This is a genomic window from Micromonospora sp. NPDC023737 (assembly GCF_040639715.1).
GTDB lineage: Bacteria > Actinomycetota > Actinomycetes > Mycobacteriales > Micromonosporaceae > Micromonospora.
This window is the reverse complement of sequence record NZ_JBFAAL010000002.1, coordinates 564,098-585,457: the sequence shown is the minus strand read 5'-3', so window position 1 is coordinate 585,457 and position 21,360 is coordinate 564,098. Positions and strand designations below refer to the sequence as shown.

Genomic DNA, 21,360 nt, shown 5'->3' with positions numbered 1-21,360 from the left:
TAACGTGGCCGGCCCGGCACGCCGGGACGCCGCAGGTCAGGCCGTCGGCGGCGCGGCCGGGTCGGTCAGGGCCACGTCGTCGACCCGGATGTTCACCTGGTCGACCCGCAGCCCGTACGCCTCGACCGCCTCGGTCACCTTCGCCCGGACCGCCTCGGTCACCTCGGGTACCGTCCGGCCGGCGTCGATCACGATGACCAGGTTGATCACCGCGCCGCCGTTCGTGACCTTCGCCGAGGCGCCCCGGGTGGCATCGCCGACCTTGTCGAGGCCGACCTTGTCGAGCACCGAGTTGAGCATCCGCTCCGCGTCCCCGCCCAGGTCGGCCACGCCGGGCACCGACCGGGCGGCGGCCACCGCGATCTTCTCCAACACGTCGTCGTCGACTGACGTCGTGCCGCCCGCCACCGCCTCCGGTGTCACCGTCTGCCCCTGCGTCGCGTCCTCAGCCATGATCTCCCCAAATCTCGCCCCGCCCCACGTGGCCCGTGGGGCGGTGCGAGCGTACTAGGCAGAGGAGGTCCGTAGTGGACGTCAGGTGCCGAGCTGCGCCAGCAACTCGTCGGCGGCCGCGTACGGGTCGATCGCCCCCTCGGCGACCTTCGCGGCGAGCGACGGCAGCTCCGTACCGTCGCGCAGCGAGCCGATCCGGTCGCGGAGCACGCCGAGCGCGATCGCCTCGACCTCGGCGGCGGCCCGCGCCTCCTGCCGGCGGCGCAGCTCGCCGTGCTCGACCAGCCAGTTCCGGTGCTTGTCGATGGCGGCGGCGATGTCGTCGATCCCCTCGCCCCGCGCGGCGATCGCGCGCGTCACCTGCGGCCGCCAGTGCCCCGCGGCGCGCTCGCCGAGCGCGATCATGCCCTGGATGTCGCGGTACGTCGCGTCGGCGCCGTCCCGGTCGGCCTTGTTCACCACGAAGACGTCGGCGATCTCCAGGATGCCGGCCTTCACCGCCTGGATCGCGTCACCCATACCGGGGGCGAGCAGCACCAGCGTGGTGTCGGCCAGCGAGGCGACCTCCACCTCGGCCTGCCCGACACCGACCGTCTCCACCAGCACCACGTCGCAGCCCGCGCCCTCCAGCACCCGCACCGCCTGCGGGGTGGCCGCGGCCAGCCCGCCCAGGTGACCACGGCTGGACATCGAGCGGATGTAGACACCGGGATCGGTGGCGTGGTCCTGCATCCGGACCCGGTCACCCAGGATCGCCCCACCGGTGAACGGGCTGGACGGGTCGACCGCCAGTACGCCGACCCGGTGCCCCCGCGCGCGCAGCGCCCGCACCAACTCGTTGGTGGTCGTGGACTTGCCCACGCCGGGCGACCCGGTCAGCCCCACCACCTGGGCCTGGCCGGCGTACGGGGCGAGCGCCGCCGCGACGTCGCGCAGCAGGTCGTCGCCGTTCTCCACCAGCGTGATCAGGCGAGCCACCGCGCGGTGGTCACCCGCGCGGGCCCGCTCGACCAGCATGGGCACGTCCCGGCTGCGGCGCACCGAAGCGGTGGCCGCGACCGGGGCGTTCTCGATGGTTCCGCTCACGGGGCTACTTTCGTTCGGCGAGCGCGGGCCCGCGGACCCGACCGCTCATCTTGCTCACTGACCGCTCTCGCCTCGGGCCGGGACGTGGATGATCAGCGCGTCGCCCTGCCCACCGCCGCCGCAGAGTGCCGCCGCGCCGGTGCCACCGCCACGCCGCCGCAGCTCCAGTGCGAGGGTGAGGACCAGGCGGGCGCCGGACATGCCGATCGGGTGGCCGAGCGCGATGGCGCCGCCGTTGACGTTGACCTTCGCCGGGCTGATCCCGAGGTCGCGGACGGACTGGACGCCGACCTGGGCGAAGGCCTCGTTGATCTCGATGAGGTCGAGGTCGGCGACGGTCAGCCCGGCCTTGCGCAGCGCGTGGCGGATCGCGTTCGACGGCTGGGAGTGCAGGGAGTTGTCCGGGCCGGCGACGTTGCCGTGCGCGCCGACCTCCGCGATCCAGGTCAGCCCCAGCTCCTTCGCCTTGGCCTTGCTCATCACGATCACCGCGGCCGCGCCGTCGGAGATCGGCGAGGAACTGCCGGCGGTGATGGTGCCGTCCTTGGCGAAGGCGGGGCGCAGCTTCGCCAGCGACTCGACCGTGGTGTCCGGGCGGATGCCCTCGTCCTCGCTGATCACCACCGGGTCACCCTTGCGCTGCGGGATCACCACCGGGGTGATCTCGTCGGAGAAGTGCCCGTTCTTCTGCGCGGCGGCGGCCTTCTGGTGGCTCGCTGCGGCGAAGGCGTCCTGCTCCTCGCGGGTGATGCCGAGCTTGACGCCGAGCCGCTCGGTGGACTCCCCCATGGAGCAGCAGTCCCAGGCGTCGCTGAGGCCGTCGTGCGCCATGTGGTCCTTGATCACCACGTCGCCGTACTTGTAGCCGACCCGCTGACCCATCAGCAGGTGCGGAGCGTTCGTCATCGACTCCATGCCGCCGGCGACGACGATGTCGAACTCGCCGGCCCGGATGAGCTGGTCGGCCAGGGCGATCGCGTCCAGACCGGAGAGGCAGACCTTGTTGATGGTCAGCGCCGGCACGGACATCGGGATACCCGCCTCGACCGCCGCCTGCCGGGCCGGGATCTGACCGGCGCCGGCCTGGAGCACCTGCCCCATGATCACGTACTGCACCTGGTCGGGGCTGACGCCGCCCCGCTCCAGGGCCGCCTTGATGGCGATCCCGCCGAGCTTCGTGGCCGGGAGGTCCTTGAGGTTGCCCAGCAGGCGCCCCATCGGGGTCCGCGCGCCGCTGACGATCACCGAAGCCATACCTGCCTCCGAGGGGGGGTGCCGACCTGTACGCCTTAACGATTGTTCGGCCAGACTAGCGTCATGGCAGAGAACTCCCCCGTCGAGCCCGCTGCGGACTACGTCACAGACATCGGGCTACGGCGGATCGATCACGTCGGCATCGCCGTCGCCGACCTGGACACCGCGATCGACTTCTACCAGCGGACGTTCGGGATGCGTTGCGTGCACACCGAGACCAACGCCGAGCAGGGCGTACGAGAGGCGATGCTGGCCGTCGGCCCCGACGTCGAGGGGGGCTGCGTGCAGCTGCTCGCCCCGCTCACGCCGGAGTCCACCATCGCGAAGTTCCTCGATCGCAACGGTCCCGGAGTGCAGCAGGTGGCGTACACCGTCGCGGACATCGACGCGGCCTGCGCGGCGCTGCGGGAGCGGGGTATGCGCCTGCTCTACGACGAACCGCGGCGGGGCACCGCGAACTCCCGCATCAACTTCGTCCACCCGAAGGATGCCGGCGGCGTCCTGGTGGAACTGGTCGAGCCCGCCGCCACGCACTGAGGAACGCACCGGGACCCGCGTCGATCATGAGGTTCGCGGGCGGGACAGCGGCGTGTCGCGCCGCGAACCTCATGACCGACCAGCCTGCGGCGGGCCGGCGCGGGGCCACGGGGCGAGGTCCGGGCGTGCGCTGGTGCGCGGTGCGACGCTCTCCCGGGCACCTTCACGCATCGGTGGATGCAATTGTTCACATGGGACTTCCCGACCTAACTACCGTTCAGTAACGTCCGCCCCCAACAGGAGCGCGACCGGTCGACGATGTGTCGGACGCCGACATGGTGGCCGATCGCACCGATGCCGACGATGGCAGCACCCAGTCCCGCGCGTGCGGGTGCGGACGAACGGGAGGTCACCGTGCAGGACATCCTCGAAGCGATCATGGCCGCTGAGGGCTCCGACCAGCCGCAGCGGGAACTCGCCGGGATCGCCGGCCTGCCGGTGCCGGAGAGCTACCGGGGCGTCGTGGTGCGCGCAGCCGAGACCCGGATGTTCGACGGGATGGCGAGCCGCGACAAGGACCCGCGCAAGGCGCTGCACGTCCAGGAGGTGCCGACGCCCGAGCTCGGCCCGGGTGAGGCGCTGGTGGCGGTGATGGCCAGCGCCATCAACTACAACACGGTCTGGACGAGCATCTTCGAGCCGCTGCCCACCTTCACGTTCCTCCGGCGCTACGGCCGGGTCTCCGAGCTGACCCGCCGGCACGACCTGCCGTACCACGTGGTCGGTTCGGACGCGGCCGGCGTGGTGCTGCGCACCGGTCCCGGGGTGACCCGGTGGCGGCCCGGCGACGAGGTCGTGGCGCACTGCCTCTCCGTGGAGCTGGAGGACTCGGCCGGCCACGACGACACCATGCTCGACCCGCAGCAGCGGATCTGGGGATTCGAGACCAACTTCGGCGGCCTCGCCGAACTGGCCGTGGTCAAGGCCAACCAGCTGATGCCGAAGCCGCGGCACCTGAGCTGGGAGGAGGCGGCCAGCCCCGGGCTGGTCAACTCGACCGCGTACCGGCAGCTCGTCTCGCACCACGGCGCCGACATGAAGCAGGGCGACGTGGTGCTGATCTGGGGCGCGTCCGGCGGCCTCGGCGGGTACGCCACCCAGCTGGCGCTCAACGGTGGCGCGATCCCGGTCTGCGTCGTCTCCTCGCCGGAGAAGGCCGAGCTGTGCCGCAGCATGGGCGCGGAGCTGGTCATCAACCGGGCCGCGGAGGGCTTCCGCTTCTGGAAGGACGACAAGACCCAGGATCCGGACGAGTGGCGGCGGTTCGGCGAACGGATCCGTGAGCTGACCGGCGGCGAGGACCCGGACATCGTCTTCGAGCACCCGGGGCGGGAGACGTTCGGCGCGAGCGTCTTCGTGGCCCGGCGCGGCGGGACGATCGTCACCTGCGCGTCCACGAGCGGCTTCCAGCACCAGTACGACAACCGCTACCTGTGGATGCACCTCAAGCGCATCGTCGGCAGCCACTTCGCCAACTACCACGAGGCGTGGCAGGCCAACCGCCTGGTCGCGCTCGGCAAGGTGCACCCGACGGTGTCGCGTACCTACCCGCTGGAGCAGACCGGCCAGGCCGCGTACGAGGTGCACCGCAACGCCCACCAGGGCAAGGTCGGTGTCCGCTGCCTCGCGCCGCGCGACGGGCTCGGTGTCCGCGACCCGCAGCTGCGTGCCCGGCACGAACAGGCGATCAACCGGTTCCGCGGTCACTGACCGCACTCCGGCGCTCCCCCGCCCGCTCCGGCCACCGCTGCGGCGGGACGGGGGCGGTCGTCCGCACGGCCACGCGCCGGGGCGCCGACTCCTCCACCATTGCGGGCGCCGCCGCCTTTCCCGTGGGTCGTCGGTGCCCCATTCGCGCACTCACGCGGGGTACGCACAAAGGGCCGGGCCGGCACCGTCGTGAGCGCTTTTCCACGTACTGGTGCGGCACCGTCCGACCCACCCCGGACCTGCCAAGATCGCCGCCCGGCCTGCTCCCGTGACGCCCGGAAGTTGACCATGTAAAGAGGACTCGAAAGGTTCGTACCGCTCTTGCGGAGCACCCTGGGGCGTCTGCCAGTATGTCCCAATGCCCCAGCAGCAATCCTCCCCTCTCGCGTTCTTCGATAACGCGAACTCACAGCCAGATTTCACGGTTGGCCTGCGCGGATACAACACCCACCAGGTTGACGACTTCATCGGCCGGATGACCGCCGCGCTCACCCAGTCCGAGCAGGCCCGCGCCGAGGCCGAGCAGCGGATGAACGACGCCCAGCGCCGGCTCCGCCAGGCCGACCAGCGCGTGGCCGCGCTGGAGCAGAAGGTCGCGGACACCAGCAAGCAGCTCGAGGAGAACAGCCGGCCGACGCTCTCCGGCCTGGGCACCCGCGTCGAGCAGATCCTCCGGCTGGCGGAGGAGCAGGCCAACGACCACCGCAACGAGGCCAAGCGCGAGTCGGAGGGGATCCTCTCCGCCGCCCGCCTCGAGGCCCGTGAGATCACCGACAAGGCCCGCGCCGAGGCGGCCGCGATGAAGGCCACCGCCGAGCGCGAGGCCGGCAACCTGCGCACCGCCGCCGAGCGGGAGGCCGCCGAGGTCCGCGTCCAGGCCCGCCGCGAGGCCGACACGCTGCGCGCCGACGCCGACCGCGAGACCAAGCAGCTGCGCACGGTGACCGCGCACGAGGTGGCCGAGCTGAAGTCCACCGTCGAGCGGGAGGTGGCCACCCTCCGGGCCACCGCCGAGCGGGAGATCACCCAGCAGCGGGCCAAGGCTGCCCGGGAGGCAGAGGAGAAGCGCGCCGAGGCGACGAAGCTGCTCACCGACGCGCGCGACAAGCGCGACAAGGACCTCCAGGCCCTGGAGCTCCAGCTCGCCGAGCGCCGGGAGAAGGCCGAACGCGAGGAGTCCGAGCGGCACGCCGCGCAGGTCGCGCAGACCCAGAAGCTGGTCAGCGAGGCCGAGCAGCGGGCCCGGGCCGCGCAGGAGCGGGCGAAGGAGATCGAGCAGCGGGCGGAGGCCCGCCGTGTCGAGTCGGAGCGCACGGCGAACGAGACGGTCGACAAGGCCAAGGCGCTGGCCGACAAGACCCTGAACGAGGCGAAGGCGGAGTCGCAGCGGCTGCTCAGCGAGGCGCGGACGGAAGCCGAGCTGACCACGCAGGCGGCTCGCCGGGAAGTCGAGGACCTCACCCGGCAGAAGGACGCGGTCACGTCGCAGCTGGGTCAGATGCTCTCCGGTCTCGCCGGCATCGTGCCGGGAGTGCCGAACGGGCAGGCCGCCGCGGCGGCCGCCACGCCGGAGGCCGACAAGGCCAACGGCGACAAGGTGGCCGCGGAGTCGGCCGGCTGACACACCGCAAGCTCGGGGCATGACGCGGCGCGGGAGGCACCGGACGACCGGTGCCACCCGCGCCGCATGCTTTCCACCACTCGGTGTCATCTACCCGTACGACACGAGTGAAGTAGGGCCGACAGGGCGTCCGTATCGCCCCAGCAGGGCCCGATGCGTGTGAGGATGAGGGCATGTCGCACGGCGAGGAACTGTTCGCTCTCGGCGGGGACGTGGCCACGGAGCCCAGCTTCGAGACCGCTCTGCGGGGGTACGAGAAGAAGCAGGTCGACCGATACGTCGCGCGGGCGGAGCATGAGATCACAGCTCTCGCGGCCGAACGCGAGCAGGCGTACACCCAGATCCACAAGCTCGCCGGTCAGGTCGAGGTGCTCCAGCGGGACCTCGCGCAGGTGCGCAAGCAGGTAGGTGTGGTGGACCGGGCCTCGTTCCGGCACCTCGGCCCCCGTGTCGAGCACATCCTCACCCTCGCCGAGGAGCAGGCGGAGGAGATCCTCCGTGTCGCCAACGATGAGATCGACTCCCGCCGGGCCGCCGCCGAGCACATCATCGAGGACGCCCGGGCGCAGGCCGAGAAGGCGTTGAAGGACTTCGAGATCGCCCTCGCCGCGCGGCGTGCGGAGGAGGAGCGGCAGGCCAACGCCCGCAAGGCCGAGTCGGAGACCGCGCTGCGGACCGCCAAGGAGGAATCCGCGAAGCTGCGCCGGAACGCGCAGGACGAGCTGGCCAGGGCGCAGCAGGAGGCGAGCCAGCTGCGGGAGGCGGCCAAGGAGATTCACACCCGGGCCCAGCAGGAGTCCACCAAGCTGCGCGAGACCGCTCGGACGACGCTGGCCAAGGCGCAGCAGGAGGCCACCGAACTGCGGGACGCCGCCAAGGAGGTGCACGCCAAGGCGCAGCAGGAGGCGAAGCGCCTCGTCGACCAGGCGACCGAGGCCGGGCGCGCCACCCATGCCAAGGCGCAGCGGGAGGCCAAGCAGATCATCGACGACGCCGCCATGGCGGGCCGGGCCACCCGGGCCAAGGCCCAGCAGGAGGCCGAGCGGATAACCACGCAGGCGTCGGAGGCGGCCAAGCGCGGCCGCGCCGAGACCGAGGCGTACGTGCAGCGGATGCGCACCGAGACCGAGGCGTACGTGCAGCAGTCCCGGGCGCAGACCCAGCAGGAGCTGGGCGCCTGGCGGGCCGGTGTGGAGAAGGAGGTCAGCTCCCGACGGGAGACCGCGGACCGCGAGCTGGCCCAGCGCCGGGCCGCCGCCGAGCAGGAGTTCGCCAAGCGTCGCGACGAGCTGGAGAAGCAGCACAAGTCTCGCCAGCAGGAGCTGGAGACGACCTTCACCCGCCGCCAGCAGGAGCTGGAGACGACCCTCAGCCGCCGCCAGCAGGAACTCGAGACCGAGTTCACCGCCCGGCGCGACCAGTTGGAGGCCGAGTACACGGCCCGTAAGAACGAGATCGAGCAGGGTGCCGACCGCGTCCGGCAGGCCGCCGAACGCGACGCCGCCACCTTGCGTCAGCAGGCGGAGGAGCAGGCCACCGAGCTGCTGCGCCGAGCCGAGGCCGACGCGAGCGACAAGCGCCGCAAGGCCGACGAGCACGTCGCGATGTCCCGGCGGCAGTTCGAGGAGTACGCGGCGACGACGCAGCAGGCCCTGGCCACCACCCAGCAGCACCTCGCGGCGACGCAGCAGGAGGTCGCGTCCGGTCGGCAGCAGCTCGCCCAGGTGATGCTGGAGATCGCGCAGGCCCAGCAACAGCTCGCGGATCTGCGCCAGGAGACCTGGAACTCCCGGCAGGAGTCCGACGAGCTCCAGCGACAGCTGGCCGAGCTGCGGGGGAAGGTGCCCGCGACGCCGACTGGTTCCGACGGGCCGACCTCGCCTCCGCCTGCGGGTGCGGCCGGAAACACGCCGGCCGCGGGGCCGGCCGTGGCGGCCCGGCCGGTCGACGCCGGGCGGGGTGCGGGCAACGACCCGACGGCGAAGCCGGCGGGTACGTCCCGCACGGGCGGCGCCAAGAGCGAGCCGGTCGCCGGCAAGGCTCAGCCGGACAGCAAGGCGCAGCCGGTCACCAGCAAGGCGCAGCCGGTCACCAGCACCGCACAGCCCGCCGATGCCACGGCACGGCCCGCCACCGCGGGTGCGGTCCCCGGCAAGGGGGCGGGTGGCGCGCAGGGCGGGACAGCGGCCGGGGCCGACAGCGCCGCCGGGGCGGGCGCGGCGACCGGGACCAAGCCGGAGCCGGAGCCGGCAACCGAAGAGGGTGAACCGCAGGCTGCCGGTCAGCCGAAGGCTCGCCCGGTGGCCGAGCCGGTCACGACGGTCGACGACGGGGCCGCCGGCGCGGCCGTGGACGGTGAGCCGACGGTCGCCGCGGTACCGGGCGAGGGTGGCCGGGGCGCCACCCCCACGAAGATCACCAGCACCGGTGAGAACGGCAAGCGCCCCAGCAAGCCGACCACCGACGAGCGGGCGGCCAAACCCAACACGGTGTCCGTCGAGAAGGAGTGACCCAGGCCCCGGTCGCCGGACGGCGGACGGCGGACGGCGGACGGGCACACAGCTACGGACGCAGCACGCCCACCGGGCGCCACTGCCGCACGAGCGTGATGCCTCTGGGTCATTTTCATGCCTCTGAGTCATCACGCTCGCACACGTCGACGTAGGCCAATCGCCGAGCCGGTGGAGCCGGGTGGCAGGCGTCGGGACGGCAGGACCGACTGATGCGGGCCGCGACGGGCCAGTAGTCTCCGGGCAGAGCCGGTGTCGGGAGTGCACCGGTTGCGCGGATGAGGCGACTCAGTCGCCGAGCCTGACCGGAGGACTGGTGACGCAGGACGGGCCGAGGGCCGACGGGCCGGACCCGGAACGGGCCGAGGCGGAGCAGCCGGCCCCGGAACGTGGCCGGGGACGGCGTACCCCCGCACCCCAGGGCGCGAAGCCGCCGCGCCCCGACGCCACGGCGGTGGGCGAGGGACCGGACGACCCGACGGAGCCGGCACCGGCCACCGGCTCGGGGCGCTTCGGGCCGCGCGGCCGTCCGCTGCGACGCAGCAGCTTCCTGGTCGGCTTCACCGGGGGGCTCGGCGCGCTGGCCGCGTACGCCCTCTATCTCGGTCTGCGCAACGCCCTCGGCATCCTGGTCCTGGTGGTGATCTCGCTCTTCCTCGCGATCGGTCTCCACCCGGCAGTGGCCCGGCTGCGCCGCTGGGGCCTGCCGCACGGGCTCTCCGTGGCGCTGGTCGCGTCCGCCGTGCTGCTGCTGCTCTGCGGCGGGGTGTTCGCGCTCGTGCCGCCCATCATCACCCAGTCCGGGCAGTTCATCGAGCAGCTACCGAACTACATCGAGCAGTTGCGCCGCAGCGAGACCGTCAACGAACTGGTCGAGCGGTACGACCTCGTGCAGAAGGTGCAGGGCGCGTTGAACGCGGACACCGTGGGGCGCGCCCTGGGCGGCGTGCTCGGCGGCGCCCAACTGATCTTCGGCACCATCTTCCGCGCCCTGACCGTACTGGTGCTGACCATCTACTTCCTGGCGTACTTCAACCGGTTGCGGGCGCTCGGCTACTCCCTGGTGCCCGCCTCCCGGCGGGAGCGGGTGCAGCTCATCGGCGACGAGATCCTCACCCGGGTCGGCGCGTACATGGTGGGCGCGCTCTGCATCGCGGTGCTCGCCGGCCTGAGCACGTTCGTCTTCGCCCTGATCGTCGGGCTGGCGTACCCGATGGCACTGGCCGTGGTGGTCGCGGTGACCGACCTGATCCCGCAGATCGGGGCGACCCTCGGCGCGGTGATCGTGACCCTGGTCGGCTTCGCCACCGACCTCTCCGCGGGCATCGCCTGCGTGGTCTTCTTCCTCGTGTACCAGCAGGTGGAGAACTACCTCATCTACCCGAAGGTGATGCGCCGTTCGGTGCACGTCAACGAGGTGGCCGCCCTGCTCGCCGCGCTGCTCGGCGTCGGGCTGATCGGTGTGGTGGGCGCGGTGATCGCCATCCCGACGGTGGCCGCCATCCAGATCATCCTGCGCGAGGTGGTGCTGCCCCGGCAGCAGTCACGCTGACGCCCACTCAGCGCCGCCCACGGCGGCCGGACGCCGGCGTGCCGCCGACTCGACCGCTCAGCCCGCGTGCGCCTGCGGCGGGCCCGGCACCGGCCGATCGGCGAAGGAGGCCACCGTCCGGTCGGCGTACGCGCTGACGTCGCCGGTCTCCATCGGGCCGTCCCAGGTGGTGGGCAGCGGCACGACGGCGGCCGGGTTGACCCGGTGGACCACCTCGTCGAGTACCCGCTCCGCGTCGCCGACCCAGAGATGCTTCGCCCCCGGCACCCCGACCACCTCGGCCTGCGGCACCGCCGCGAACCGCTTCCGCGCCTCCTCCGGACGCAGGTAGTCGTCGAACTCGGGCACCAGCGCCGTCACCGGCCGACCGGACTGCGCCCACTGGGCCAGGTCCTCCGGCTTGGAGTAACGCAGCGGCGGGGAGAGCAGGATCGCGCCGGCGACGGCGGGGTCACAGCCGTACTTCAGGATCAGGTCGGTGCCGAACGACCAACCCAGCAGCCAGATGCCGGGCAGCTCGTTGAACTCGGCGTACTCGATCGCGGCGGCCACGTCGTAGCGTTCGCCGACCGCGTTGTCGAACGCCCCCTCGCTGGTGCCACGGAGGCTGCTGGTGCCCCTGGTGTTGAACCGCAGCACCGCGACGTCGGCCAGGGCCGGCAGCCGCCAGGCGGCCTTGCGGAAGACGTGGCTGTCCATCATCCCGCCGTGCGTCGGCAGCGGATGCAGGCAGACCAGCGTCGCCACCGGCTCCCGGTCCAGCGGGCGAGCCAGCTCGCCGACCAGGCGCAGCCCGTCGGCGGTGTGCAGCTCGATGTCCTCCCGCTGTGCGGGCAGGACGGACGACGCGCGGATCGGTTTGCTCACCGGTCAAGTTTGGCGCTAAGGCGTCGGCGTCGCCCGCCCGGGGAGGAAACAGCGTGACCCAGATCGCTCAGCCGTAGCGGGGGGCGCTGCGGCCGCGCTGGATCACCGGGCCGCGCCGATCCCGCGCGCTCCAGCAGCCGCGGTGCCAGTGACGGCGGTCGCTCAGGTCGCCCCGGCCGTCCGCCGGCCAGGCGACCAGGTGCGGCACCCCGGGGCGGATCTCCTGATCACACCCGGGACAACGGTACGTCTTGACCGAGGAGCCCCCACTGATCCCGCGTACCTGCCACTCGCCGTCGCGCCACTGCTGCACCGAACCGATGCCCTGACGCGCCCGCTCGACGTCCAGGTCCTGGGTCTCGTCCCGGCGGGGACGGTTACGACGGGGACTCACGTCATCAAGCGTACGGCCGGCCCGCTGGCTCCCGAGTTCAGCGGTGTGTGTGGTCGCGGAATCCCCGGCCGGTCTTACGGCCGAGGTAGCCCGCGGTGACCAGGTGCTCCAGCAGCGGCGCGGGAGCGAAGCCCGGCTCCCGCAGCTCCAGGTAGAGCTCCCGCTGGATGGCCAGCGCGACGTCCAGCCCCACCACGTCGAGCAGCTCGAACGGGCCCATCGGGTAGCCGCAGCCGAGCTTCATGGCGTGGTCGATGTCGTCCGCGGTCGAGTAGCTCGCCTCCAGCATCTTCACCGCGTCGTTGAGGTACGGGAAGAGCAGCGCATTGACGACGAACCCGGAGCGGTCGCCACAGACGACCGAGGTCTTGCCGAGCGCGGCGCAGACCGCGCGGGCCGTGGCCACGGTCTCCGGCGAGGTGCGGATGGTGCGTACCACCTCGACCAGCTGCATGATCGGGGCTGGGTTGAAGAAGTGCAGCCCGACCACGTCCGCCGGCCGCTGGGTGGCCATCGCCATCTCGATCACCGGCAGCGAGGAGGTGGTGGTGGCGAGAACGACGCCCGGCTTGCAGATCTCGTCGAGGCTGGCGAAGAGCGCCTTCTTCACGCTCAGCTCCTCGACGACCGCCTCGACCACCAGGTCGACGTCGGCGAGGTGGTCGAGCGTGGCCGACCAGGTGATCCGGCCGAGCGCAGCGTCCCGCTCGTCCTCGCTGAGCTTGCCGCGTACGACGCCCTTGTTGAGCGAGGTCTTCACCGCCTCGCAGACCGTGGCGGACTTCTCCGCGCCCCGGGTCACGGAGACGACCTCGTAGCCGGCCTTGGCCAAGACCTCGATGATGCCGGTGGCCATCGTGCCGGAGCCGACGACGCCTACCTTCGCGGTCGCCCGGGCCCCCTCGGCGAGCGCGGCCCGGTCGGCCACGGGCGTCGCCTCGTCCGGTACGACCACCGGCGAGCCCGGCCGCTCGTAGGTGTAGAAGCCGCGGCCGGACTTGCGCCCCAGCAGACCCGCCGTGACCATCTGCTTGATCAGCGGCACCGGCGCGTGCCGACGGTCCCGCCCACCCCGCCGGTACATGGTGTCGAGGATCTCGTACGCGGTGTCCACACCGATCAGGTCCATCAACGCGAGCGGGCCCATCGGCAGGCCGCAGCCGAGCTTCATCGCGGCGTCGATGTCCTCCCGGCTGGCGTAGTTCGACTCGAACAGGGCCACCGCGTGGTTCAGGTAGCCGAAGAGCAGCGCGTTGGCGATGAATCCGGCCCGGTCGTTGATGGTGACGTCGACCTTGCCGAGCCGCGCGCAGAGCGCCTCCACGTCGGCGACCACGTCGGCCGAGGTGACCACCGTGCGGATCACCTCGACGAGCTTCATCACGGGTGCCGGGTTGAAGAAGTGGATGCCGATGACCTGGTTGGGCCGGCTGGTGGCGACGGAGATCTCGGTGACGCTCAACGACGAGGTGTTGGTGGCCAGGATGGCGTCGGGCTTGCAGACCCGGTCCAGCTCCGCGAAGATCCGCTGCTTCAGGTCGAGGTGCTCGGGGACCGCCTCGATGACCAGGTCGACCGCGTGCAGCGCGTCGAGGCCGACGGCGAACGTGACCCGGCCGAGCAGCGCGTCCCGGTCCGCGGGGTCGAGCTTGCCCTTGGCGACCGCCCGGTCGGTGGAGCGGGTGAGGGTGGCCTGACCGCGTTCCAGCGCCGCCGCGGAGATCTCGACCGCCACCACGTCGATGCCGTTGCGGGCGAAGACCTCCACGATGCCGGCACCCATGGTGCCCAGCCCGACAACGCCCACGCTGGTGAACTCGCGTGCCACGACCGGCCTCCCCAGTACGCTCCGCACGGCCGGTTGAACGGCCGCTAAGTTTATGCGCGCGAGTCTGCCATGCAGCGCCCGGTTGTCGAGATGCCGTGGCATATTTCACCCAGCGCGCCCGGTTCGGGGCGCCGACCACCACTGTCGGCTCGTCCGGGACGCCGTCGGCGCTGGTTGGGGCGGGGCCCGCGAGGGATCGTCAGACAGCCGCAGGCGTCCCGCCCGTCGTCGCGGATCCGACGCCGGTCAGCGCCAGCAGTTCGGCCACGAACTCCGCCGGTCGTTCGAGGTGCGGGCTGTGCCCGCAACCGGCGAGCACCACCTCGCGGTACGCGCCGCCGGCCGACGCGTACCGGTCCAGCACCGCCCGGGTCTGCCCGACCATCGGCTGCGGCGGGCACTCCACCTCGCCCGGCCAGCCGGGCACGGCACCGAGCGAGCCGAGGTACGCGAGGTCGAAGAGTGAGGAGTCCGACACGATCACGTCGGCGTCGCCGCGGATCCAGGTGATCGGCGGCTTCGGCGCGACCGCGACCAGGTCGTCGGCGAGCCGGAGGTACGTCGGCGCGAGGGCGTTCAGCACGCCGCGCTCCCCCGGGGCGACCCCCGGCCAGTTCGTCGAGGCGACCGAGGTGCCCGGGTAGTTGTCGTCGCCCGTGACGGTGGAGAGGAGGCTGTCCAGCAGCAACTCCTCGTCCACGCCGAGCGACGCCGGATCCGACACGTAGGTGGCCCGCAGCACGTTGCGCGGGCTGCCCTGGGCGTCGTCGCCGCGGTCCTGGGCGGCGAGGCGGGCCACGAAGTCGAGGTTGGCGGTGCCCGCGCCGGTGCCCGCGAAGTCGGGGGTGGTCGGGGTGCCGGTCACGTCACGGGTGCCACCGAAGCCGTACGGGGAGACGGGGGCGGCGAGCAGCAGTCCGGCGACCCGGTCGGGGTGGTCGATCAGCAGGCTCATCGCCACTCCCCCGCCGAGGGAGTGCCCGACCACCAGCGGGCGGACGTCCGCGGCGGGGAAGAGCGTCGCGTCGTCGAGCAGGGCGGCCACGTCGTCGGTGAAGTCGCGTAGACCACGGGTGGCGTCCACCGGGGCGGTCTGCGTGTCCCCGTAGCCGCGCAGGTCGGGGGCGACGATCCGGAGCGTCTCCGGCAGGCGCCGGATCAGGGGCTCCCAGAACGCCGCGGATGAGCAGTTGCCGTGTACGAGCAGCACCGGCACCCCGTCCGGCGGGCCGGCCACCCGTACCGACTGGGTGATGCCGTTCGCCATGACGACCCGCCGCTCGCTCTCCATCCGCGGCATGCTGCCACCCCGCCGGTCAGCGGTCCATGTGCTCGGCGCCCATCCGGTCCGATCCGCAGGTGTGGCCGGTCGCCGGGTCAACGCAGCAGCGGCGGCGTCGGCAACGGCAGGGGCAACGTCGGCCGGTGGTCCCGCCGGGGCGGGCCGAAGCGGATCCCGACGGGGTCGGTCCGGGCCACGCCCGGGTCGAAGAAGCGGAGTTCGGTACGTCCGAGCCGGATCACGTCCCCGTCGCTGAGCCGCGCCACGCCGGTGATCCGGTGATCGTTCAGCCAGGTGCCGTTGGTCGAGCCGAGGTCACGCAGGCAGGCACCCTCGGACGCGAGCCACACCTCGGCGTGCCGCCGGCTCAGATGTGGGTCGGCGACGGAGACGTGAGCCGTCGGGGCTCGGCCGATCAGCTGTACGTCGGGGCGTAGCCGAAAACTCGCCCCGCGCATCGGACCACCGGCGACCGTCAACAACGGCAGCAGTTCCGCAAGCTCCTCCATGGACAGTCAGCCCCTCCACCCCACACCGTGACTCCCCGCATCAGCGTGCCACCAGACGGTAGTTGCCTCCATGGCCGCGCGGACACCTCCACGCCTCCGGCCGTACACCTTCCGTTCCCCGATTCGGGCGGCGGAGTGACTGATTGGTCCTGGTCACGAGGGTTCAGGGCGCGCCGAAGGCCTGGGCACGGCGGTCGATTCGCCCCTACCGGCGAGTAATGCTCGGGTCTAGACTCCCGCCATGACGGCTGTGCATGTCCCCGGCGCCCCGGTCATCGAAGACGGCCTGCTGGTCTCCACCAGCCCGGCAACCGGCGTCGAGGCCGGGCGGTTCCCGGTCGCCACCTCGGCCGACGTCACGGCGGCGGTCGCGCGTGCCCGCGCCGCCGGGCAGTGGTGGGCGGCACTCGGCTTCGCCGGCCGCCGGAAGCGACTGCTGCGCTGGCGGGCACTGCTCGCCCAGCGGATCGAGCAGCTCACCGACCTGATGCATCTCGAAGGCGGCAAGCCGGTCGCCGACGCTGTCGTCGAGGTCGTCAGCGCCGTGGAGCACATCGACTGGGCCGCACGCAACGCTCGCCAGGTACTCGGCGCGCGCCGGGTCCGGTCCCGGCTGATCCTCGCCGAATTCTCCGGCCACCTCGAATACCAGCCGTACGGGGTGGTCGGTGTGATCGGCCCGTGGAACTACCCGGTCCTCACCCCCATCGGCTCGACGGCGTACGCGCTGGCGGCCGGCAACGCGGTCGTCTTCAAACCCAGCGAGTACACGCCCGCGGTCGGGCAGTGGCTCGTCGACACGTTCGCCGAGGTGGTGCCGGAGCAGCCCGTCCTCACCGCGGTGCACGGGCTCGGCGACGTGGGTGCGGCGCTCTGCCGCTCCGGGGTGGGCAAGCTCGCCTTCACCGGCTCCAGCGCGACCGCCCGGAAGGTGATGTCGGCCTGCGCCGAGTCGCTGACCCCGGTGCTGATCGAAGCGGGCGGCAAGGACGCCATGATCGTCGACAGCGACGCCGACCTGGACGCGGCGGCCGAGGCCTGCGTCTGGGGCGCGATGACCAACGCCGGGCAGACCTGCATCGGCATCGAGCGCGTCTACGCGGTCGAACCGGTCTTCGACGCCTTTGTGGCGAAGGTGGTCGACCGGGCCGGCCGGCTGACCGTGGGCGCCGACGATTCGGACCTCGGCCCGATCACGATGCCCGGCCAACTCGACGTGATACGCCGGCACATCGACGACGCGCTCGCCCGCGGTGGTCGCGCCGTGCTGGGCGGCGCGGAGGCGGTGCAACCGCCGTACGTGCGGCCGACGGTGCTGGTCGACGTGCCGGAGGACTCCGCCGCCGTGCGGGAGGAGACCTTCGGGCCCACGCTCACCATCAACCGGGTCAGCGACGTCGACGAGGCCGTCACCCGCGCGAACGCCCTCACGTACGGCCTGGGCGGTTCGGTCTTCGGCCGGCGTCGTGCAGTGGCGATCGCCCGCCGGCTGCGCTCCGGCATGGCCTCGGTCAACTCGACGCTGACCTTCGCCGGAATGTCCACCCTGCCCTTCGGCGGGGTGGGCGACTCGGGCTTCGGCCGGATCCACGGCGCGGACGGGCTGCGCGAGTTCGGCCGGGCCAAGTCGATCACCCGGCGTCGAGCCCGCTCGCTGCTGCCCTCGATGACCTTCGAGCGCACCCCGGCCGACGTCGCCCGGCTCGTGAAGGCCATCAAGGTGATGTACGGCAGGTCATGACGGCGACCAGGCCCCGACGTCCGGAGCGGTGCTTCGTTCCGTGTCGAGGCCCCGGGCCGAGCCGTCGGAGCGGTGGTTGATTCCGTGTCGAGGCCCCGGCCGAGCCTCCGGAGCGGCGGTTCGTTCCGTGTCGAGGCCCGGGCCGAGCCGTCGGCGTCGACCCGGGTACCCGCTCAGAAGAGCGTCAGCTCGTCGCGCTCGATGCCACGCAGCTTGTCGTAGTCGACCACCACGCAGCGGATCCCCCGGTCGGTGGCTAGCACCCGCGCCTGCGGCTTGATCTCCTGAGCGGCGAAGACACCGGCGACCGGCGCGAGCAGCGGATCCCGGTTCATCAGCTCCAGGTAGCGGGTCAACTGCTCCACGCCGTCGATCTCCCCGCGCCGCTTCACCTCGACCGCTACCGCGCCCTGGTTGGCGTCCCGGCAGAGCAGATCCACCGGCCCGATGGCCGTCATGTACTCGCGCCGAACCAGGGTGAAACCCTCGCCGAGAGTCTCCGGGTTGGCGGCGAGCAGCTCCTGCAGGTGCGCTTCCACGCCGTCCTTGCGCAGGCCCGGATCCACGCCCAGCTCGTACGAGGTGTCCTGGAAGATCTCCTCGAGGGTGATCCGCAGCTCCTCGCCGGCCTTGTTGACCACCCGCCACACGCCCGGAGCCTCCTCCAGCCGACACGGCGGGCTCATCCAGTTCAGCGGCTTGTACGCGCGGTCGTCGGCGTGGATGGAGACCGACCCGTCCGCCTTGACCATGAGCAGTCGGGTGGCCGGCGGCAGATGCGCCGAGAGCCGTCCGACGTAGTCCACCGAGCACTTCGCAATGACCAACCGCACCCGACGAGGGTAGCGGAGGAGCCGACGATCACCGTCCAGCGGCACTGGCGTGCCGATGGGATGCTGTGACCGTGTTCGAACTCCTCACCGGAACCGGCCTCGCCGCCTCGGCCGGACTGAACGCCTACATCCCTCTGCTCACCATGGGTTTGCTCGCCCGGTACACCGACCTGATCGACCTGCCCAGCGGCTGGGCCTGGCTGGGCGACGGCTGGGTCCTCGTCATCCTGGCGGCGCTGCTCTCCGTCGAGGTGATCGCCGACAAGGTGCCGATGCTCGACCACGTCAACGACGTGGTGCAGACGGTGGTACGCCCCACCGCGGGCGGGCTCGCCTTCGGCGCGGGCTCGACAGCCGAAACGGTCACGGTGAGCGACCCGGGCAGCTTCTTCGGGTCCCACGAGTGGGTGCCCGTGGCGGTCGGCGTGCTCATCGCGTTCGGCGTGCACCTGCTCAAGTCCGCCGCCCGACCGGTCATCAACGCGACCACCGCCGGCGTGGGCGCACCGGTGGCGAGCACCGCCGAGGACGCGACCAGCGCCCTGGTGTCGGTGACGGCGATCCTCCTGCCGGTGCTCGTCCTGCTGTTCCTGGTCGGGCTGCTCGCATTCTGGTTCTGGTTCCGGCGCCGACGTGCCGACCGCCGACGGGAACTGGAAGCAGCCCGGGCGGCCGGCTTCCGCGTCTAGCCAACGCCGCGCCAACCGATCGTCGTCCAGCCGGCGCGGCACTGACCGATCGTGGTCCAGCCAGCGCGGCTGACCGACCTCGTCCAGCCGGCGCGGCATTGACCGATCGTGGTCCAGCCAGCGCGGTACCGACCGGCCGTCGTCCATCCAGCGCGGCATTGACCGGCCGTCGATACCTTCGTGGTCGCGGCCGCTGCGTCGCGCCGCTCACCGGCGCCGTTCAGGCACGTCCAAGCCGGCATTCCGGCGAGCGCGGGCGTCAATCGCTCGCTCTGCACCCCGATACGCGCCGGGTGCCGGGCGGCGGACGTGGGCTGAGCGCCGCAGGTGCCGGCGGCGGTCAGGCGTGACCGGGGCTGGACGCTGTGGGCCGACATCGGATGTGTGCTCTCTCGGCGCCCTGGCGCGGGACTTCTGCTCGCGCTGCTCGCAGATCTTGGACAGTTTCTATTCGCGATGAACAGCAATGCGCCGCCGTTGCTCGGCCCAGGCGGCCGGTCGGGTTTGGATATGCCGCTGGCCGGAATGCGCCGCCGTTGCTCAGCTCCTGGGGGCGGTCGGGTTTGGACATGCCGCCGGCCGGCACCCTCTCGGGGTGCCGGCCGGCGGTTCATGCTCGTGTGCTGTGTGGTTGTCAGCTGTTCCAGTAGTGGCCGACGAGGTCGGCGGCCTGCTGTTCCCACTGGGCGTAGGCGTCCGGGTAGGCCGACACCTGCACCGTCTGCGCGGCCTGGGTCAGGGGCATGTCCTGCCAGCCGTCGACCTGCTTCAGACCCTTCAGGAACGCGGTGGTGGCGTACTGCGGGTCGGTGATCTGCTCCGGGCTACCCCAACCCGAGCTCGGGCGCTGCTGGAACAGACCCAGCGAGTCATGGTCGTTGGCGTCGCCGAGGTGACCCAGGTTGTGCAGCTTCGACTCCTGCAGGCTGGTGGCGACCGAGATGACCGCGGCCCGCTCGTTCAGGTCGGACTTCTTCGTCGCGGCGATGATCGCCTTCACATTGGCGGTCTGCTCGTCGTCCAGGGTGATGCGCGACTGGGCGCCCTGGGTGCCGTGGGGGATCAGCTTCGCCGTGTCCACGGCCGGCTTCTTATCCGACTGCACGACCGCGACGGGCTTGGCGTCCACCGCGGGCGTGGCGGCGTGCGCGGCGACGGGGCCGCCGACGATGCCACCGGCGAAGGCGAGACCAGCGATACCGAGAACGCTCTTACGCATGATCGTGTTCATGATCAAAGCTCCTTCGGGGGTGATGACCCACCGGGGGTGTGGGTCAGCGCCACGAACCGGCGCTTCGAAAGCAGAGGGGGAAAGTCTGAGGGCACCGCGTGAAGCACGGGGGGGGTGTTCACGGGGCCGGGTGTCCCGGGGTGAGGCGGGGGGCTTCACCGCGCCGGGACGGTGTTCAACGACCGGCCGGCCACCATCATTCCCGGCTTTTGCCGGGGCCCTTGCGGGCTGGCTCGCCGGGCCGTGGCCGGGACCGGGTTCAACGACGGGCAGGCCGTCATCGTTCCCCGGTTGCCGGGGGCCCTGCGCACTGGCGACAGGCCGTGGCCGGGTTCAACGACCGGCCGGCCGTCATCGTTCCCCGGTTTCCGGAGGCCCTTGCGGGCCGGCCACAGGCCGTGGCCCGGACCGTGTTCAACGGGCCGCGGGCCGGCATCATTCCGGACCCTGCCGGACCAGCTTGACGGGTCCGCGGCGGCGGCGGGGGGCTGCTACCCCGACCGTCAGGGGTGTTCAACGCCCCCGGCCCGGCCACGATTCCGACCCCGGGATGCCACCGGTCACACCACAGAACCCACCAAACCATCCGATCGCCCCACCCGCAGCCGGCATCCCCGAACGCAAACCGGACACCACGCCCAGCCACCCCCACACCCCGCCCATGGTCAACTCGGCTTCCGTGAAGTCGGGGCATCCGAGCGCCCAGGACACCCCGACATCAAGGAACCCGAGTCGATCAACCTGCTCGGCGACCCACCCACGGTCCCAACCCGAGACAATCAACCCACCCAGAGGCCACCCACGGTCCCAACCCGACCCGATCAACCACCACGGGCCCGACCCGGCCTCGACCCCGAGTTCGATCAGCCACCTGCGGCCACCGACACAACCCCGCCCGGCCCGACCCCGATCACCCCCAAGGGCTACCCACACGCCCCCGACCCGGCTCGAGCAACCCTCCGAAGGCCCGACACGACCTTCTGGAACCCTCCGGCCAACCAGCCAGCCCGGAGACCGGCGCCGATCCCAGAACTAACCACCACGCAAACGCCCCACCGCCCAACCGCCCCGACCACCCAGCCGCAGCCGGTGGTCGCCACCCACCCCACGAACCGGCCACAACACCCAGCCCCCCACACCCGGCGCATGGTCAACTCGACTTCCATGAAGTCGGGGCATCGGCATGCCCAGGACACCCCGAGATCAAGGAAGCCGAGTCGATCAACCGTCGGGGGATCATCCCAAAAACCTATAATTGGGACC

17 protein-coding genes are annotated in these 21,360 nt (G+C 71.9%); 7 read left to right on the top strand and 10 right to left on the bottom strand.

Annotation, left to right across the window (positions count from 1 at the left end; all coding sequences use genetic code 11):
* Positions 1-36: 36 nt before the first annotated feature.
* The 3 genes from AB0F98_RS08065 to AB0F98_RS08055 all read right to left on the bottom strand — a co-directional run bounded on the left by AB0F98_RS08065 (position 37) and on the right by AB0F98_RS08055 (position 2,793).
* Complete coding sequence (locus AB0F98_RS08065; RefSeq protein ID WP_357730455.1) at positions 37-453, bottom strand: Asp23/Gls24 family envelope stress response protein; 417 nt, start codon at positions 451-453, stop codon at positions 37-39.
* Positions 454-534: 81 nt separating this feature from the next.
* Positions 535-1,470 (bottom strand): methylmalonyl Co-A mutase-associated GTPase MeaB, encoded by a 936-nt coding sequence (meaB, locus tag AB0F98_RS08060; protein WP_357730938.1) that lies wholly within the window; start codon positions 1,468-1,470, stop codon positions 535-537.
* Between the two features lie 123 nt (positions 1,471-1,593).
* Entirely contained in the window at positions 1,594-2,793 is a 1,200-nt protein-coding gene (locus AB0F98_RS08055; protein ID WP_357730452.1) for an acetyl-CoA C-acetyltransferase, read from the bottom strand.
* A gap of 63 nt (positions 2,794-2,856) precedes the next feature.
* Here AB0F98_RS08055 and mce point away from each other — a divergent pair, with 63 nt between their 5' ends.
* The 5 genes from mce (at position 2,857) to AB0F98_RS08030 (ending at position 10,723) form a co-directional block, all read left to right on the top strand.
* Positions 2,857-3,330 carry a methylmalonyl-CoA epimerase gene (gene mce, locus AB0F98_RS08050; protein WP_357730449.1) on the top strand — a complete coding sequence of 158 codons (474 nt, stop codon included), beginning with the start codon at positions 2,857-2,859 and terminating at the stop codon, positions 3,328-3,330.
* 354 nt (positions 3,331-3,684) lie between these two features.
* Entirely contained in the window at positions 3,685-5,040 is a 1,356-nt protein-coding gene (ccrA, locus tag AB0F98_RS08045; protein ID WP_357730933.1) for a crotonyl-CoA carboxylase/reductase, read from the top strand.
* A 358-nt stretch (positions 5,041-5,398) separates the two neighbouring features.
* Positions 5,399-6,661 carry a cell division protein DivIVA gene (locus AB0F98_RS08040; protein WP_357730446.1) on the top strand — a complete coding sequence of 421 codons (1,263 nt, stop codon included), beginning with the start codon at positions 5,399-5,401 and terminating at the stop codon, positions 6,659-6,661.
* Between the two features lie 173 nt (positions 6,662-6,834).
* The gene (locus AB0F98_RS08035; protein WP_357730443.1) at positions 6,835-9,171 is read left to right on the top strand and encodes a hypothetical protein; all 2,337 of its coding nucleotides are present in this window, start codon (positions 6,835-6,837) and stop codon (positions 9,169-9,171) included.
* A 454-nt stretch (positions 9,172-9,625) separates the two neighbouring features.
* The gene (locus AB0F98_RS08030) at positions 9,626-10,723 is read left to right on the top strand and encodes an AI-2E family transporter (RefSeq protein ID WP_357730930.1); all 1,098 of its coding nucleotides are present in this window, start codon (positions 9,626-9,628) and stop codon (positions 10,721-10,723) included.
* Positions 10,724-10,780: 57 nt separating this feature from the next.
* On the opposite strand, the gene AB0F98_RS08025 is transcribed toward AB0F98_RS08030, so the two are convergent.
* From AB0F98_RS08025 to AB0F98_RS08005, 5 genes are all read right to left on the bottom strand, one after another.
* A complete protein-coding gene (locus AB0F98_RS08025; RefSeq protein WP_357730440.1) occupies positions 10,781-11,590 on the bottom strand; it encodes an alpha/beta hydrolase in 810 nt (269 codons plus the stop codon).
* Between the two features lie 67 nt (positions 11,591-11,657).
* A complete protein-coding gene (locus AB0F98_RS08020) occupies positions 11,658-11,939 on the bottom strand; it encodes a hypothetical protein (protein ID WP_357730927.1) in 282 nt (93 codons plus the stop codon).
* 82 nt (positions 11,940-12,021) lie between these two features.
* Complete coding sequence (locus AB0F98_RS08015; protein ID WP_357730437.1) at positions 12,022-13,812, bottom strand: 3-hydroxybutyryl-CoA dehydrogenase; 1,791 nt, start codon at positions 13,810-13,812, stop codon at positions 12,022-12,024.
* A 199-nt stretch (positions 13,813-14,011) separates the two neighbouring features.
* A complete protein-coding gene (locus AB0F98_RS08010) occupies positions 14,012-15,112 on the bottom strand; it encodes an alpha/beta hydrolase (protein ID WP_357730434.1) in 1,101 nt (366 codons plus the stop codon).
* Between the two features lie 77 nt (positions 15,113-15,189).
* Complete coding sequence (locus tag AB0F98_RS08005; protein ID WP_357730431.1) at positions 15,190-15,603, bottom strand: FHA domain-containing protein; 414 nt, start codon at positions 15,601-15,603, stop codon at positions 15,190-15,192.
* A 241-nt stretch (positions 15,604-15,844) separates the two neighbouring features.
* Between AB0F98_RS08005 and AB0F98_RS08000 the strand changes: the two genes are divergently transcribed.
* Entirely contained in the window at positions 15,845-17,344 is a 1,500-nt protein-coding gene (locus AB0F98_RS08000; protein WP_357730428.1) for an aldehyde dehydrogenase family protein, read from the top strand.
* A 173-nt stretch (positions 17,345-17,517) separates the two neighbouring features.
* Here AB0F98_RS08000 and nucS read toward each other — a convergent pair whose 3' ends face one another.
* Positions 17,518-18,177 (bottom strand): endonuclease NucS, encoded by a 660-nt coding sequence (gene nucS / locus AB0F98_RS07995; protein WP_076472317.1) that lies wholly within the window; start codon positions 18,175-18,177, stop codon positions 17,518-17,520.
* A gap of 71 nt (positions 18,178-18,248) precedes the next feature.
* Between nucS and AB0F98_RS07990 the strand changes: the two genes are divergently transcribed.
* Positions 18,249-18,866, top strand: a complete 618-nt coding sequence (locus tag AB0F98_RS07990; protein WP_357730425.1) for a DUF4126 domain-containing protein — start codon at positions 18,249-18,251, stop codon at positions 18,864-18,866.
* A 634-nt stretch (positions 18,867-19,500) separates the two neighbouring features.
* On the opposite strand, the gene AB0F98_RS07985 is transcribed toward AB0F98_RS07990, so the two are convergent.
* Complete coding sequence (locus AB0F98_RS07985; RefSeq protein ID WP_357730422.1) at positions 19,501-20,097, bottom strand: hypothetical protein; 597 nt, start codon at positions 20,095-20,097, stop codon at positions 19,501-19,503.
* Positions 20,098-21,360 lie beyond the last annotated feature (1,263 nt).

Excerpts from the sequence above, each read along its gene's own strand:
- AB0F98_RS08065 (WP_357730455.1), bottom strand. The coding sequence starts at position 453 with ATGGCTGAGGACGCGACGCAGGGGCAGACGGTGACACCGGAGGCGGTG.
- meaB (WP_357730938.1), bottom strand. The coding sequence starts at position 1,470 with ATGCTGGTCGAGCGGGCCCGCGCGGGTGACCACCGCGCGGTGGCTCGC.
- AB0F98_RS08055 (WP_357730452.1), bottom strand. The coding sequence starts at position 2,793 with ATGGCTTCGGTGATCGTCAGCGGCGCGCGGACCCCGATGGGGCGCCTG.
- mce (WP_357730449.1), top strand. The coding sequence starts at position 2,857 with ATGGCAGAGAACTCCCCCGTCGAGCCCGCTGCGGACTACGTCACAGAC.
- AB0F98_RS08040 (WP_357730446.1), top strand. The coding sequence starts at position 5,399 with ATGCCCCAGCAGCAATCCTCCCCTCTCGCGTTCTTCGATAACGCGAAC.
- AB0F98_RS08035 (WP_357730443.1), top strand. The coding sequence starts at position 6,835 with ATGTCGCACGGCGAGGAACTGTTCGCTCTCGGCGGGGACGTGGCCACG.
- AB0F98_RS08010 (WP_357730434.1), bottom strand. The coding sequence starts at position 15,112 with ATGCCGCGGATGGAGAGCGAGCGGCGGGTCGTCATGGCGAACGGCATC.
- AB0F98_RS08005 (WP_357730431.1), bottom strand. The coding sequence starts at position 15,603 with ATGGAGGAGCTTGCGGAACTGCTGCCGTTGTTGACGGTCGCCGGTGGT.
- AB0F98_RS08000 (WP_357730428.1), top strand. The coding sequence starts at position 15,845 with ATGACGGCTGTGCATGTCCCCGGCGCCCCGGTCATCGAAGACGGCCTG.
- AB0F98_RS07985 (WP_357730422.1), bottom strand. The coding sequence starts at position 20,097 with ATGAACACGATCATGCGTAAGAGCGTTCTCGGTATCGCTGGTCTCGCC.